The sequence below is a fragment of the Bradyrhizobium sp. MV1.5 genome, assembly GCF_055807615.1.
The window spans coordinates 39,194-51,997 of sequence record NZ_JBVVPL010000017.1; the positions used below are offsets into that span (position 1 = coordinate 39,194).

At 64.3% G+C, this 12,804-nt stretch carries 12 protein-coding genes; 9 read left to right on the forward strand and 3 right to left on the reverse strand.

What is annotated here, in order from left to right; translation table 11 throughout:
• The first annotated feature begins 232 nt into the window (after nucleotides 1-232).
• Together AC0L2J_RS17865 and AC0L2J_RS17870 are read left to right on the forward strand one after the other, a co-directional pair.
• Nucleotides 233-1,522: an MFS transporter gene (locus tag AC0L2J_RS17865; RefSeq protein ID WP_007613907.1), complete on the forward strand. Its 1,290-nt coding sequence runs from the start codon at nucleotides 233-235 to the stop codon at nucleotides 1,520-1,522.
• 112 nt (nucleotides 1,523-1,634) lie between these two features.
• Nucleotides 1,635-2,522 (forward strand): dienelactone hydrolase family protein, encoded by an 888-nt coding sequence (locus AC0L2J_RS17870; RefSeq protein WP_473392561.1) that lies wholly within the window; start codon nucleotides 1,635-1,637, stop codon nucleotides 2,520-2,522.
• A 7-nt stretch (nucleotides 2,523-2,529) separates the two neighbouring features.
• Here AC0L2J_RS17870 and AC0L2J_RS17875 read toward each other — a convergent pair whose 3' ends face one another.
• Nucleotides 2,530-3,384 carry an SDR family oxidoreductase gene (locus AC0L2J_RS17875; protein WP_473392564.1) on the reverse strand — a complete coding sequence of 285 codons (855 nt, stop codon included), beginning with the start codon at nucleotides 3,382-3,384 and terminating at the stop codon, nucleotides 2,530-2,532.
• 146 nt (nucleotides 3,385-3,530) lie between these two features.
• Here AC0L2J_RS17875 and AC0L2J_RS17880 point away from each other — a divergent pair, with 146 nt between their 5' ends.
• Complete coding sequence (locus tag AC0L2J_RS17880; RefSeq protein ID WP_473392568.1) at nucleotides 3,531-4,247, forward strand: HAD family hydrolase; 717 nt, start codon at nucleotides 3,531-3,533, stop codon at nucleotides 4,245-4,247.
• Nucleotides 4,248-4,314: 67 nt separating this feature from the next.
• Here AC0L2J_RS17880 and AC0L2J_RS17885 read toward each other — a convergent pair whose 3' ends face one another.
• Both AC0L2J_RS17885 and AC0L2J_RS17890 read right to left on the reverse strand, forming a co-directional pair.
• The gene (locus tag AC0L2J_RS17885) at nucleotides 4,315-4,722 is read right to left on the reverse strand and encodes a nuclear transport factor 2 family protein (protein ID WP_063995078.1); all 408 of its coding nucleotides are present in this window, start codon (nucleotides 4,720-4,722) and stop codon (nucleotides 4,315-4,317) included.
• A 100-nt stretch (nucleotides 4,723-4,822) separates the two neighbouring features.
• A complete protein-coding gene (locus tag AC0L2J_RS17890) occupies nucleotides 4,823-6,307 on the reverse strand; it encodes a mannitol dehydrogenase family protein (RefSeq protein WP_473392572.1) in 1,485 nt (494 codons plus the stop codon).
• Nucleotides 6,308-6,452: 145 nt separating this feature from the next.
• Between AC0L2J_RS17890 and AC0L2J_RS17895 the strand changes: the two genes are divergently transcribed.
• From AC0L2J_RS17895 to uxuA, 6 genes are all read left to right on the forward strand, one after another.
• Complete coding sequence (locus AC0L2J_RS17895; RefSeq protein ID WP_473392575.1) at nucleotides 6,453-7,265, forward strand: FadR/GntR family transcriptional regulator; 813 nt, start codon at nucleotides 6,453-6,455, stop codon at nucleotides 7,263-7,265.
• An 87-nt stretch (nucleotides 7,266-7,352) separates the two neighbouring features.
• The gene (locus AC0L2J_RS17900; RefSeq protein WP_035975212.1) at nucleotides 7,353-8,312 is read left to right on the forward strand and encodes a sialic acid TRAP transporter substrate-binding protein SiaP; all 960 of its coding nucleotides are present in this window, start codon (nucleotides 7,353-7,355) and stop codon (nucleotides 8,310-8,312) included.
• A 134-nt stretch (nucleotides 8,313-8,446) separates the two neighbouring features.
• Nucleotides 8,447-9,025 carry a TRAP transporter small permease gene (locus tag AC0L2J_RS17905; protein WP_473392579.1) on the forward strand — a complete coding sequence of 193 codons (579 nt, stop codon included), beginning with the start codon at nucleotides 8,447-8,449 and terminating at the stop codon, nucleotides 9,023-9,025.
• A gap of 4 nt (nucleotides 9,026-9,029) precedes the next feature.
• The gene (locus AC0L2J_RS17910; RefSeq protein ID WP_007613897.1) at nucleotides 9,030-10,436 is read left to right on the forward strand and encodes a TRAP transporter large permease; all 1,407 of its coding nucleotides are present in this window, start codon (nucleotides 9,030-9,032) and stop codon (nucleotides 10,434-10,436) included.
• Nucleotides 10,433-11,482 (forward strand): L-idonate 5-dehydrogenase, encoded by a 1,050-nt coding sequence (locus tag AC0L2J_RS17915; protein WP_007613895.1) that lies wholly within the window; start codon nucleotides 10,433-10,435, stop codon nucleotides 11,480-11,482. The genes AC0L2J_RS17910 and AC0L2J_RS17915 overlap by 4 nt, the downstream gene beginning before the upstream one ends.
• Before the next feature lie 15 nt (nucleotides 11,483-11,497).
• On the forward strand, nucleotides 11,498-12,688 hold the full coding sequence (gene uxuA, locus AC0L2J_RS17920; RefSeq protein WP_007613894.1) for a mannonate dehydratase: 1,191 nt from the start codon (nucleotides 11,498-11,500) through the stop codon (nucleotides 12,686-12,688).
• Nucleotides 12,689-12,804 lie beyond the last annotated feature (116 nt).

Below are 12,804 nucleotides of genomic sequence, written 5' to 3' on the forward strand. Positions count from 1 at the left end.
TTCCGATAGCGCGGGATGTGCGTGCAACATGATGTGTCATCGCGACCACCGCAGAGCCCATTTGTTGCGCGATCCGCTTTGGATTGCGCGAGCAGGCGGATGGGCAGCAACTCGTGGCAGCGGAATTGGGGACGAGGGAACCGCCGTTTTCAGTTAATGGATGTTGCGTTGCAATGCGGCCAGACGGTTAAATCGAAATAGGATCGAGCCCGGGAATGCCAGAGTGTCGTCCGTGATCGAGCAAGTGAGGCCGTTCAGCGTCAAGCGCGCAGCATTGGCCGCCACCGTCGGCAACATGCTTGAGTTCTACGACTTCATCACTTACAGCTTCTTCGCCATCCAGATCGGCCATACCTTCTTCCCGATGGGAAGCGAGTACGGCAGCCTGATGCTGTCGCTGGCGACCTTCGGCGCCGGCTTCGTGACGCGGCCGATCGGCGGAATCGTGCTCGGGATCTATTCCGACCGGATCGGCCGGCGGCCTGCCATGCTGCTGAGCTTCGCGCTCATGGGGCTATCGATCCTGACCATCGCGCTCACGCCGTCCTATCAATCGATCGGCCTTGCCGCGCCCGTCATCGTGATCGCGGCGCGTATGGCGCAAGGCTTTGCCCTTGGCGGCGAGGTTGGGCCGACCACCGCCTATCTGATTGAGATCGCCCCGCCCGAGCATCGCGCGCTGGTGGTGGCCTGGCAGCCGGCGAGCCAGGAGATCGCCGCGACCGCGGGCGCTCTCGTCGGCGTCATCCTGAGCAAGACGATGGCGCCGGAGATGCTCGACGCCTATGGCTGGCGCGTGGCGTTTCTGATCGGAGCGGTCTGCCTGCCGTTCGGGTTCTGGATGCGCCGGACGCTGCCCGAGACGATCCCGCAGGCCGAAGCCGGTGCCCGCACCGTCGAGCACACCGGTCATCTTTCGCAGGCGAGACGACACCTTGGCATCATCGGACTTGCGCTGATGATCCTGGCAAGCGGCACGATCTCGACTTACGTCACCCAATACATGACGACCTATGCGCAGAACACGCTGCATGTGTCCTCGACACTGGCTTTCACCGTGTCGCTGGTCAGCAACGGCATTCAGTTTGTCGGCGCGCTGGTCGGGGGCTGGCTGGCAGATCGTCTCGGTCGCAAGCCGGTGATGATCTGGCCGCAGCTCGCCACGCTGCTGCTGACCTACCCGACCTTCCTGTGGATCGTCCATGCGCCCGGCGCGTTGTCGCTCCTGGTTGGTTTCGGTGTCCTGTCCGTCATCGGCTCGCTGCCGTTCACTGCGTTCTACGCGACCTTCACCGAGGCGCTGCCGCAGAACATCCGCGGCGGTGTGTTCGCGACCGTCTATGCGGTCGCGATCGCCAGCTTCGGCGGGACGGCGCAGCTCGTGGTCACCTGGCTCCTCCACGTCACCGGCAATCCGCTGGCGCCGGCCTGGTACCTGCTGCTTGCGGCGATCGTCGGACTTGTCGCGATGAGCCTGATGCCCGAGACCGCGCCGGTGAAACAGCGTCGGAACAAGATCTGAAAACAAGGCCTGAAAGCGGCGGCTCGCAAGCTGGTGATTTGCGTTTGGCCGCCAACTATCGGCGAATGCGTCGCCCGAAGGATCAGGGGCACGCATCAGGAAGGATCGACCGATGAGTATCGAAACCACCATGACATCCGACGTAGTCGGGCTGACCAAGGTCGCCCCGGTCTCGCGCCGCGGATTCATGAGCGCCACCGCGGCGGTGGCTGCCGGCTACACGCTTGCGGCCGGGCCTGTGCGCGCCGAGGCGATCACGACTGACATCAATGGTCTCCAGACCGGTGACGTCAAGATCAAGGTCGGTTCCGAGGAGATGCCAGCGTATTTCGCCCGCCCTGCCGGCAACACCAAGGCGCCGGTGATCATCGTGGCGATGGAGATCTTCGGCCTGCACGAATACATCAAGGACGTAACGCGGCGCCTCGCCAAGCTCGGCGCCTTCGCAGTCGCGCCGGACTATTATTTCCGCAAGGGCGTCGATTTGACCAAGGTCAGCGAGATCAAGGACCTGCTGCCGATCGTCAATGCCAAACCCGACGCCGAACTGTTGTCCGACCTCGACGCAACCGTGGCGTGGGCGGGATCGCAAGGCGGCGACACCGGCAAGCTCGGCATCATCGGCTTCTGCCGTGGCGGGCGCACCGTCTGGGAATATGCCGCTCATAGCGGCAGCCTCAAGGCTGGTGTTGCGTTCTACGGCACAGTGGTCGATCCCGCCAATCCGCTGTGGCCGAAGAGCCCGATGCAGCTCGCGCCCGAGATGAAGGCACCGGTGCTCGGTGTCTATGGCGGCGCCGATACCGGCATTCCCGTCACTCAGGTCGAGCAGATGAAAGCCGCGCTCGAGAAGAACAAGAAGACGGCCGAGTTCAAGATCTATCCGGAAGCGCCGCACGGCTTCCATGCCGACTACCGCGGCAGCTACCGCAAGGACGCCGCAGAAGATGCCTGGAAGCAGGCCCAGGCCTGGTTCAAGAAGTATGGCGTGCTGAGCTGACGCTTGATCATGATCCTCCTTCCCCCGCTTGCCACAACGCATCGAGGGCGTGACGGTAGGTCGGATAAGCAAGCGTGACGCCGAGCTCGCGCCTCAGTTTCGCGTTGGAAACACGAGCGCTGCTGGCATAGAAGCTGCGGGCCATCGCCGACATCTCGGCGGTCTCGAACGGCTCTTCCGGCGGCGGCGCAACATTCATCAGCTTTGCCGCGTAAGCGATCACGTCCTGCGGCGGCGCCGGCTCGTCGTCGCAGACGTTCCAGATGCCGCCGCTCGGCTGATTCACCGCGGCCATGATCGCGCTTGCGATGTCGCCGACGTGGATGCGGTTGAACACCTGTCCCGGCTTGATGATGCGCCGGGCCGTTCCAGCGCGGAGCGTCACCAGCGCGTTACGGCCGGGGCCATAGATACCCGCAAGCCGCAGGATCGCGGCGTTGCCACCGGGCGTGTCGGTCCAGGCCTGTTCCGCCGCGACCCGCATGCGCGTGCGGTCGAGGTCCGCCTTCGGCGGCGTGCTCTCGTCGACCCATCCACCGGCGTGGTCACCATACACGCCGATCGTGGACAAATAGACGATCTTGCGGTTTCCGCCCGCCGCCAGCAGGCCGGAGAAGGCCGTGATTGCGGGATCGCCGCTGCCGCCGGGCGGGATCGATATGAGAAGGACATCCGAATCTCTCATGCGTTCGACTGTCTCGCGTGCCGGACTGCTGTCGGAGAAGGCGTGCACCTCGATGCCGGCGAGGTCGCCCCGCTGCGCGGGATCGCGCACCGTGCCGGCGATATGCGAGAAGCGGCCACCGAACAGGCGGACGAAGTGCCGGGCACTGTAGCCGAGACCAAGGATAAAGAGCCGCATACGTCTTCCTTGCAGGTCGGAGTTCCCGTTCGCGCCGCAGCGCGTTCTCCGCTCATAAGAGATTTTTGGGTCCAGCAAAAGATATTGCGATTTGTCCCGCCCGGCGGTGCAGGCGATGGTCGCTCGTCAGGAGGGACGCAACGATCATGCAGGCAGAAGCGCCAGCCATAATGCTATCTGACGCCGCTGAGCTGGTCTGCCGCGCCGCCGCGCTGATCTTCGACGTCGACGGCACCTTGGCCGAGACCGAAGAGCTGCATCGGCAGGCCTTCAACCATGCCTTCGCCCGCCACGGTCTCGACTGGCAGTGGGACCGGGCGGTCTACAAGGAGCTGCTGCGGGTCACGGGCGGCAAGGAACGGATCCGCGCCCACCATAAAAGGTTGCTGATCGCGGCGCCACTGCCGGACGAGGACATTGCCGCGCTCCATCGCATCAAGACTACGCATTATGCCGAACTGGTCGAGACCGGCTGTTGCCCCTTACGGCCCGGGGTGAGGGATCTGCTCGCTGCTGCCAAGGCGCGCGGCCAGCGGCTCGCGATCGCGACGACCACGTCGCACGGCAACATCGATGCGCTGCTGTCGCGGGCACTGGGAAAGCGCTGGGCCGCGAATTTTGATGCGATCGTCGCCGGGGATGACGTGCGGCATAAAAAGCCCGCGCCGGATGTCTATGTCGAGATCCTGGCGCGGCTGAAGCTCAACGCGTCCGACTGCGTCGCGATCGAGGATTCCGCCAACGGCCTGATCGCAGCGTCGCGGGCGAACATTCCCGTGCTCATCACCAGAAGCATGTTCTTCCGGGACGATGATTTTAGCCAGGCGCGGGTCGTGCTGGATGATCTGTCCGGGCTTGGGTGAGGCGCCAAAACAAAAAACTGAAAAACAACCCCATGCACAGTAGAATGTGCCTGCGGGCCGGGCGCCCTCAATGGACGCGGTGGCTCGCTCTATCGTCCTCAGCTTGCTCGACAATCTGCGCGATCGGGCTGGACTGGTGGTGCACCAGGCGCCAGTCGTCGCCGACGCGCCGAAAATGGTTGGCAGCGGCCAATGCCGTGCCGTCGACGATCTCGATGCAGAGCACGCGCGCGCTGTCGCCATCGACGATGGCCTGCGGTTCCGCGCAGACGATCTGCGGCCGTTCCGGACTCTGCAGGATGTCGCGCCAGCTTCCGATCACTGTGGCGCGGCCGACGATGGCCGGCCAGCCGGGATGAATGCAGGAAATGGCGTCATCGTCCGCCCACATCCGCTCCATTTCGTCGAAATCGCCAGTCGAAAAGGCGGCGTAGAACGCTGCGTTCGCGGCGATCACCTTGCTGTCCTTTGCCATGCCTCTCGGGTGGGGCAATGACAGGCAAAAATCAAGCAAGACTTCCGTCGACTTTCTATTCGATCTGGACCGCAATGCAGCATTGCTGCCCGTTTTGTGGTCACGCCGAGACCAGAGTCTCCACCGAACGCCGCGCGCCATCCTTGTAGAGTCGGCCGAGCGCCGCGGTCACGGCCTCGCGCAGGCGCGGTTCCGCGCCTAGCGGCCCGAACACTTTTCCGACGCCGAGCAGTGCGGGCGCCAATCGTTCGGCGACGGGACCTGCCTCGCGGGCCAAGCCAGCGAACTCGGCGGCGAGCGGATCGCGCACGTCGATGGTGCGGCCCTTCTCGTCGAGGCCGGTGACGTAGCGCATCCAGCCGGCCACCGCGAGCGCATGCGTCGCGATCGGAAGGTTGCTGGCGAGACGATCATGGATCGCGCCGAGCAGGCGCTGCGGCAGCTTTTGTGAGCCGTCCATCGCGATCTGCCAGGTGCGGTGATGCAGTGCCGGATTGGCGAAGCGCTTGAGCAGCGAAGCGCGATAGCCGGCGAGATCGGTGCCCGCGGGCATTGTCAGCGTCACCGCCGCCTCTTCCATCACTTGCGCGGCGAGGCGCGCGAAATGCGGATCCTGCATGGTGTCGGCGATGGTCTCGTAGCCGGCGAGATAGCCGAGATAGGCCAGCGCCGAATGGCTGGCGTTGAGCAGCCGCAGCTTCATCAGCTCGAACGGCTTGACGTCACTGACGATCTCGACACCCGCTGCGGCAAGATCGGGCCGGCCCGCTGAAAAACGGTCCTCGACCACCCATTGCGTGAACGGCTCGGTCATGACGGGCCATGCGTCGCGCAAACCGAGCGCCGATGAAACCGCATCGCGGTCTCCATCCGTCGTCTCCGGCACGATGCGGTCGACCATGGTCGAGGGGAAGGCCGCCGTATCCGCGATCCACTTGCCGAGATCCTTCGAGCGCAGCGCCGCGAATTGCGTCACGATCCTCTGCACGGTATGGCCGTTGGCGGCGAGGTTGTCGCAGCTCAGCACGGTGAAGGGCGGGACGCCCAGGGCCCGTCGGCGCGCCAGCGCGGCAACGATGAAGCCGGGAGCCGAGCGCGGCGCGTCGAAATTGTTGAGGTCGTGCACGACATCAGGATGCCGTTCGTCGAGATCGCCGGTCTGCGGCGTGTGGCAATAGCCTTTCTCGGTGACGGTGAGGGAGACGATGCGAATGGCGGGATCGGCCATTCGCTCGACCAATCGTGCCGGGCTTTCGCGCGCGACCACGCTGTCGAGCAGCGCACCGATGATGCGGTGCTCGGTGCCTTCGGCCGCACGGACGGCAACCGTATAGAGATGATCCTGCGGGGCGAGGGCGTCGCGTGTGTCAGGGCTGCGCAAGCTGGCGCCGACGATGCCCCACGACGTGGCGCCGGCGGCAAGGCAATCGTCGATGACGACGGCCTGGTGGGCGCGATGAAACGCGCCAAGGCCCAGATGCACGATGCCGGACGTGACGCGCGAACGGTCGTAGGCCGGGCGGCGGATGCCGGGTGGCAGCCGGTCGAGATTGGCGCGGCCAAGACGCTTCGAACCAGGGCGCATGGTCGTCTCTCCCCTTGTTTGGCCGCTGCTTGACATGGCGCCTGTCCTCGGTCAATGCTACGGTCAATTGGTAAGACCAATTTTCTAAAATTGGCGGGCCGCGGGCAGCGAGAGCTTCCGGCATGACCCTTTCGGGAGGACCAGCGTGCCGCTGGAAGCTGTGGAGGCGAGACGGCTTTATCGCCAGGTCGCCGATCAATTACGAAACCTAATCGACAGCGGCGAGTACGCGGTCGGCAGCCGCTTGCCGACCGAACGCGAACTCGCCGAGCAGCTCAAGATTTCCAGGCCGACGGTGCGCGAAGCCCTGATCGCGCTCGAAGTCGAGGGCCGCCTTCGCATCCGCGTCGGTTCCGGCATCTATGTGATCGAGCCCGCGGCGGTTGCGGCGACCGCGCCTGCTTCCGTCATCGAGGGCCCGTTCGAGCTGCTGCGCGCCCGCGAGTTCCTGGAAAGTGCCATCGCCGAAGAAGCCGCGCGCGTGGCGACGAAGGACGACGTTGCCCGCATCGATGCGTCCCTTGTCGCGATGGAGAATGTAGAACACCCCGGCGAAGCCTCGATGGTCCACGACCGCGCCTTCCACGTCGCGATCGCCGGAAGCCTCGGCAATGCCGTTCTGGTGCGCGTGGTCGGCGAGTTGTTCGACCAGCGCCTCAACCCCTATTTCGCGCAGCTTGCGCATTATTTCGAGAGCCCGGGCACGTGGCGCACTGCTCTCGACGAGCATCGCGCGGTGCGCGACGCGATCGCGGCGCATGATCCCGAGGCCGCGCGCGATGCGATGCGCGATCATCTCGCACGATCCCAGGAGCGCTTTGCGCAGAATTTTGGCGCCGAGACCGCGGCAGGATCGTCTTCGGCGCGCGGCCGATCGGCAGGCTCGCCGGTAACGCCGGCAAAACCGGAGCGAGCGCTGAAGAAGCGCGCCAAAAGCGGCAGCGCGCGGCGGCGATGAGATTGGGCGGCCCGCGTCCACTTCAGGCGGGCGAACAAGAAGTAGACTTGAAAAATGGAGGAAAAGTCAGTGTTGAAAAAGATGACAATGGTGCTGGCGGTCTCGGCCGCGGCGATGATTGCTACGACTGGCGCCGGCATGGCACAGACCAAGCTGAAATGGGCCCATGTTTACGAGACCTCGGAGCCCTTCCACACCGCGTCGGTCTGGGCCGCGCAGGAGATCGGCAAGCGCACCAACGGGCGCTATGCGATCGACGTCTATCCGGCGTCGCAGCTCGGCAAGGAGGCCGACATCAACCAGGGCCTTTCGCTCGGCTCGGTCGACATCATCATCTCCGGCTCGAGCTTCGCGGCCAAGAGCTTTCCGCCGATCGGCGTGACCTATTATCCCTACACCTTCCGCGACGCCGATCATCTGCTCGCCTACACCAAGAGCGACATCTTCAAGGAGCTCACCAAGGGTTATGAGGACAAGAGCGGCCACCACATCGTCGCGGTGACCTATTACGGGGTGCGCCAGACTTCGTCGAACAAGCCGATCAAGACCTGTGCCGACCTCAAGGGCCTGAAGATGCGCGTGCCCGACGTTCCCGCCTATCTGGCGATGCCGCGCGCCTGCGGCGCCAATACCGCGCCGATCGCGTTCGCCGAAGTCTATCTGGCGCTCCAGAACGGCACCGTCGAGGCGCAGGAGAACCCGCTGACCACGATCGAGGCCAAGAAGTTCTACGAGGTGCAGAAGCACATCGTGCTGACCGGCCATATCGTCGACCACCTCAACACGGTAGTGGCGGGTGCGCTCTGGAAGAAGCTCAGCGACGAGGACAAGAAGATCTTCACCGACGTAGCGCAGGAAGCCGCTGCCAAGGCGACTGCGGAGATCAAGCAGAACGAATCCAAGCTGGTCGCCTTCTTCAAGGAGAAGGGCCTGACCGTGACCGAGGTCGACAAGAACGAGTTCCGCGACACCGTGCTGAAGAACGTCGCGTTCGAGACGTTTGGCTATCGCAAGGCCGATTGGGAACGCATTCAGGCGGTGAAGTGACGACGTAGTCGTCATCCCGGGGCGGTCCGCAGGACCGAACTACGGTGCATTGCGCACCTGAGAATCTCGAGGTTTCGGGTCTGGTGCTAGCGCACCATCCCGGAACGACGTGATCAGTTTGAGGGAGCACACCCATGTCCACCGCCGAAACGCACCGGCAGATCACAGCGGACGAGATCGCCCACACCTTTGAGGAGGAGGCGACACCCAAGGTCGATCTCGGCATCTACGCTTTCGAGGACTGGGTGGCGCTGGCGATCTTCTGGGTGATGGCGCTCGCCGTCTTCCTCCAGTTCTTCACCCGCTACGTGCTCAACGACAGCTACGCCTGGACCGAGGAGATCGCGACCTACTGCCTGATCGGCGTGGTCTTCATCGGCTCCTCGATGTGCGTGCGGCTGTCCCGGCACATCCAGGTCGACCTGCTCTATCGCTATCTGCCGCACCTCGTGGCCCGCGCGTTGTCGACGGTGATCGACCTGATCCGGATCGTCTTCTTCGGCTACGCCATCAAGCTGGTCTGGGTCTACATCCAGATCATCGGCGACGAATCCATGACCACGATCAATCTTCCCAAGGACTACGTCTACTATTCGGTGCTGCTCGGCTTCGTGCTGATGTTCGTGCGCTCTCTGCAGGTGGCGGTGCAACATTTGCGACAGGGCTATTCGATCCTCGAACGTCCCGGCGCCTACGACGGTTTTGAAGGGTAATTTCATGCTGCTGTTGCTTGGAGGCTTTCTCGTCCTGATGCTGCTCGGCGTTCCCGTGGCGATCGCGATGGCCGCGTCGTCGCTGCTCTACATCCTGGTCAGCGGGGTAACTCCCGACGTCACGCTGGCGCAGCGCATGATCGCCGGGGTGGAGAGCTTTCCGCTGCTCGCCGTGCCGTTCTTCATCCTGGCCGGCAATCTCATGAACATCGCGGGCGTCACCGGGCGCATCTACAAATTCGCCGTCGCGCTGGTCGGCTGGATGCGCGGCGGCCTCGGCCACGTCAACATCATCGGCTCGGTGATCTTCTCCGGCATGTCGGGCACCGCGATCGCGGATGCCGCCGGTCTCGGCACCATCGAGATCAAGGCGATGAAGGACCACGGCTACTCCACGGAATTCTCCGTGGGCGTCACCGCGGCGTCCGCCACGCTCGGGCCGATCATCCCGCCCTCGCTGCCTTTCGTGATCTACGGCATGATGGCCAACGTCTCGATCGGCGCGCTGTTTCTGGGGGGCGTCATTCCAGGCGTCGTGCTGACGCTGCTGATGATGGCCACCGTCACCTACTTCGCGCACAAGAACAAATGGGGCAGCGATACGCCGTTCTCCTGGCCGCAATTGGGATCGGCGGGGCTCGAGATCCTCGTCGTACTGAGCTTCCCGATGGCTGTCTGGCTTCTGACGGTCGCCGGTCTCTCAACCAATTGGGCAGTTGGGCTTGGCCTGGTCGTGCTGCTCGCGATGGACTGGTACTTCGACTTCTCTGCGGTGATGGCGCTGATGGCGCCGGTGATCCTGATCGGAGGCATGACGCTCGGCTGGTTCACCCCGACGGAAGCCGCCGTCGCCGCCGTGATCTGGTCGCTGTTCCTCGGCCTGGTGCGCTACCGCACCATGACGATGAAAACGGTCGCGAAGGCGACTTTCGACACCATCGAGACCACGGCTTCGGTGCTGTTCATCGTCACGGCAGCCTCGATCTTCGCCTGGCTGCTGACGGTGTCGCAGGCAGCCCAACTGCTGTCGGACTGGATGCTAAGCATCACCCACAACAAATGGGTGTTCCTGGCGCTCGCCAACGTCCTGATCCTGTTCGTCGGCTGCTTCATCGACACCACGGCGGCGATCACCATCCTGGTGCCGATCCTGTTGCCGATCGTGCTCAAGCTCGGCATCGACCCGATCCATTTCGGTCTGATCATGACGCTGAACTTGATGATCGGCCTGTTGCATCCGCCGCTCGGCATGGTCTTGTTCGTGCTCGCGCGCGTCGCAAAGCTGTCGGTCGAGCGCACGACGGTGGCGATCCTACCCTGGCTGGTGCCACTGATGCTCGCACTGATCGCGATCACCTACATCCCCGAATTGACCCTCTGGCTGCCGAAATACATGGGACTTTCCAAATGACAACCACAGCTCTCGCCGCAACCCTGTTTGGCCCCGAAGATCTGCGCATGGTCGAGCATCCACTCGACAAGCTCGCTGAAGGCATGGTGCGCATCCGCTTCGGCGCCGGCGGCATCTGCGGCTCGGACATGCATTATTTCCGTCATGCCCGGACCGGCGATTTCGTGGTGAAATCGCCGCTGGTGCTCGGTCACGAAATTTCAGGCGAGGTCGTGGAGATCGCGGGCTCCGCGGCGAACCTGAAGCTCGGCGACCGTGTCGCCGTCAACCCGTCGCGGTGGTGCGGCCATTGCGGCGCTTGCCGCCAAGGCCGGCAAAACCTCTGCGAAAATATCTACTTCATGGGCTCGGCCTCGAAGACGCCGCACATGCAGGGCGGCTTTGCCAACTATTTCGACGCGATTCCCGCGCAGTGCGTGAAGATTCCCGATCACGTGTCCTATCAGGCGGCGGCGCTCGCCGAGCCGCTCGCGGTCTGCCTGCACGCGGTGGCGCGTGCCGGCAACATCGAAGGCAAGCGCGGCATCATCTTCGGCGCCGGTCCGATCGGGCTTCTGACCATGCTCGCCGCGCGCCGCGCCGGCATGACCGACATCACGGTGGCCGACATCGCGCCAGCGCCGCTGGCTTTTGCGACCCGGCTAGGCGCCTCTCACGTCGAAAATGTCGCAGCCGGCGAGGAAGGCCTGAAGACACAGGCCGCGTCGCGCCCCTACGATGTCGCTTTCGAAGTCTCGGGCACGGCTGCAGGACTTGCCAGTGCGATCGGCATCGTCAGGCGCGGCGGCGTGGTGGTGCAGATCGGCAATCTGCCGGGTGGCCAGATTCCGGTACCGGCCAATGCGGTGATGGCCAAGGAGATCGACCTGCGCGGCTCATTCCGCTTCGGGCTCGAGTTCATGACGGCGGTGGAGCTGATTGCGGACGGCAGCGTCGACGTGCTGTCACTGGTCACCGCCGAGCGGCCGCTGTCCACCGCGCCGGACGCGCTGCGGCTGGCGCTCGACCGCTCGCAGAGCGTCAAGGTCGTGCTGACCGCGAACTGATCCGGGAGAATTCTTATGATGCTCGAGGGATGGCGCTGGTACGGGCCCGATGACCCTGTGTCGCTGGATGATGTCAGGCAGGCCGGCGCGAGCGATATCGTCTCGGCGCTGCATCAGGTGCCGATCGGCGAACCCTGGACACGAAAGGCGGTCGAGGAGCGCAAGAACTTCATCGAGCGCGGCCAGCCCGGCCGTTCGCAGCTGACCTGGTCGGTGGTGGAATCGATTCCGATCCCCGACGATGTCAAGCGTCTCGGGGCTAAAGCGACGCGCTCGATCGAGACGTGGATCGCCAGCCTGGAGGCGGTTGCCGCTTCCGGCATCAAGATCATCTGCTACAACTTCATGCCCGTCGTGGATTGGTGCCGCACCGATCTCGAATGGGAGCTGCCGAACGGCGCCCGTGCCATGCGCTTCGACCAAGACCGTTTCGCGGCCTTCGAGCTGCACATCCTGAAGCGCCCTGCCGCTATCCAGGAATACTCACCCGAGCAGCAGGCCCGCGCGAAAAAGCTGTTCGACCGGATGAGCCAAGCCGATATCGATTACCTCGTCATGGTGATCGCCAGCGCACTGCCGGGCTCGACCACCGAGCCGATGACGATCCCGCAATTCCGCGACCGGCTCGCAACGTATCGCGACGTCACGCCAAAAATCCTGCGGCAGCATCTCGCCGAGTTCTTGGGCCGCGTCACACCCGTCGCCGAGCAGCTTGGGGTCTCATTGACACTGCATCCGGACGACCCGCCGCGCCCGCTGTTCGGCCTGCCGCGCGTCGCGTCCAGCGCCGATGACTATCAGGCGTTGTTCGATGCCGTGCCGTCAAAGGCGAATGGTATCTGCCTGTGCACGGGGTCGCTGGGCGTGCGCGCCGAGAACAACCTGCCCGCGATGGCCGAACGCTTCGGTCCGCGCATTGCCTTTGCGCATCTGCGGGCGACCAAGCGCGAAGCGGATGGCCTGTCCTTCTACGAGTCAGATCATCTCGACGGTGACGTCGACATGGTCGCGGTGCTGAAGGCGCTGCTGAAAGAGAACGCGCGGCGTTCGCCCGACCGGCAGATCGTGTTCCGGCCCGATCACGGCCACCGCATGCTGGACGATCTCGCCGCCACCAAGCGCACCAATCCGGGTTACACCGCGATCGGTCGCCTCCGCGGCCTGGCCGAGCTCCGTGGCGCGATCCGCGCGATCGAGCATCAATAGCACGCGGCCATCGCGCCGAGCTTCGGATAGAGCCGGTCGATCGCGGCGCGGCGCTTCGCATCACCGCGAATGGGCTGCAGTGCAACCAGCAGGGGCGGGCATGACGCCTGCGCAGG

Excerpts from the sequence above, each read along its gene's own strand:
- AC0L2J_RS17870 (WP_473392561.1), top strand. The coding sequence starts at position 1,635 with ATGAGTATCGAAACCACCATGACATCCGACGTAGTCGGGCTGACCAAG.
- AC0L2J_RS17875 (WP_473392564.1), bottom strand. The coding sequence starts at position 3,384 with ATGCGGCTCTTTATCCTTGGTCTCGGCTACAGTGCCCGGCACTTCGTC.
- AC0L2J_RS17880 (WP_473392568.1), top strand. The coding sequence starts at position 3,531 with ATGCAGGCAGAAGCGCCAGCCATAATGCTATCTGACGCCGCTGAGCTG.
- AC0L2J_RS17885 (WP_063995078.1), bottom strand. The coding sequence starts at position 4,722 with ATGGCAAAGGACAGCAAGGTGATCGCCGCGAACGCAGCGTTCTACGCC.
- AC0L2J_RS17890 (WP_473392572.1), bottom strand. The coding sequence starts at position 6,307 with ATGCGCCCTGGTTCGAAGCGTCTTGGCCGCGCCAATCTCGACCGGCTG.
- AC0L2J_RS17900 (WP_035975212.1), top strand. The coding sequence starts at position 7,353 with ATGGTGCTGGCGGTCTCGGCCGCGGCGATGATTGCTACGACTGGCGCC.
- AC0L2J_RS17905 (WP_473392579.1), top strand. The coding sequence starts at position 8,447 with ATGTCCACCGCCGAAACGCACCGGCAGATCACAGCGGACGAGATCGCC.
- AC0L2J_RS17910 (WP_007613897.1), top strand. The coding sequence starts at position 9,030 with ATGCTGCTGTTGCTTGGAGGCTTTCTCGTCCTGATGCTGCTCGGCGTT.
- AC0L2J_RS17915 (WP_007613895.1), top strand. The coding sequence starts at position 10,433 with ATGACAACCACAGCTCTCGCCGCAACCCTGTTTGGCCCCGAAGATCTG.
- uxuA (WP_007613894.1), top strand. The coding sequence starts at position 11,498 with ATGATGCTCGAGGGATGGCGCTGGTACGGGCCCGATGACCCTGTGTCG.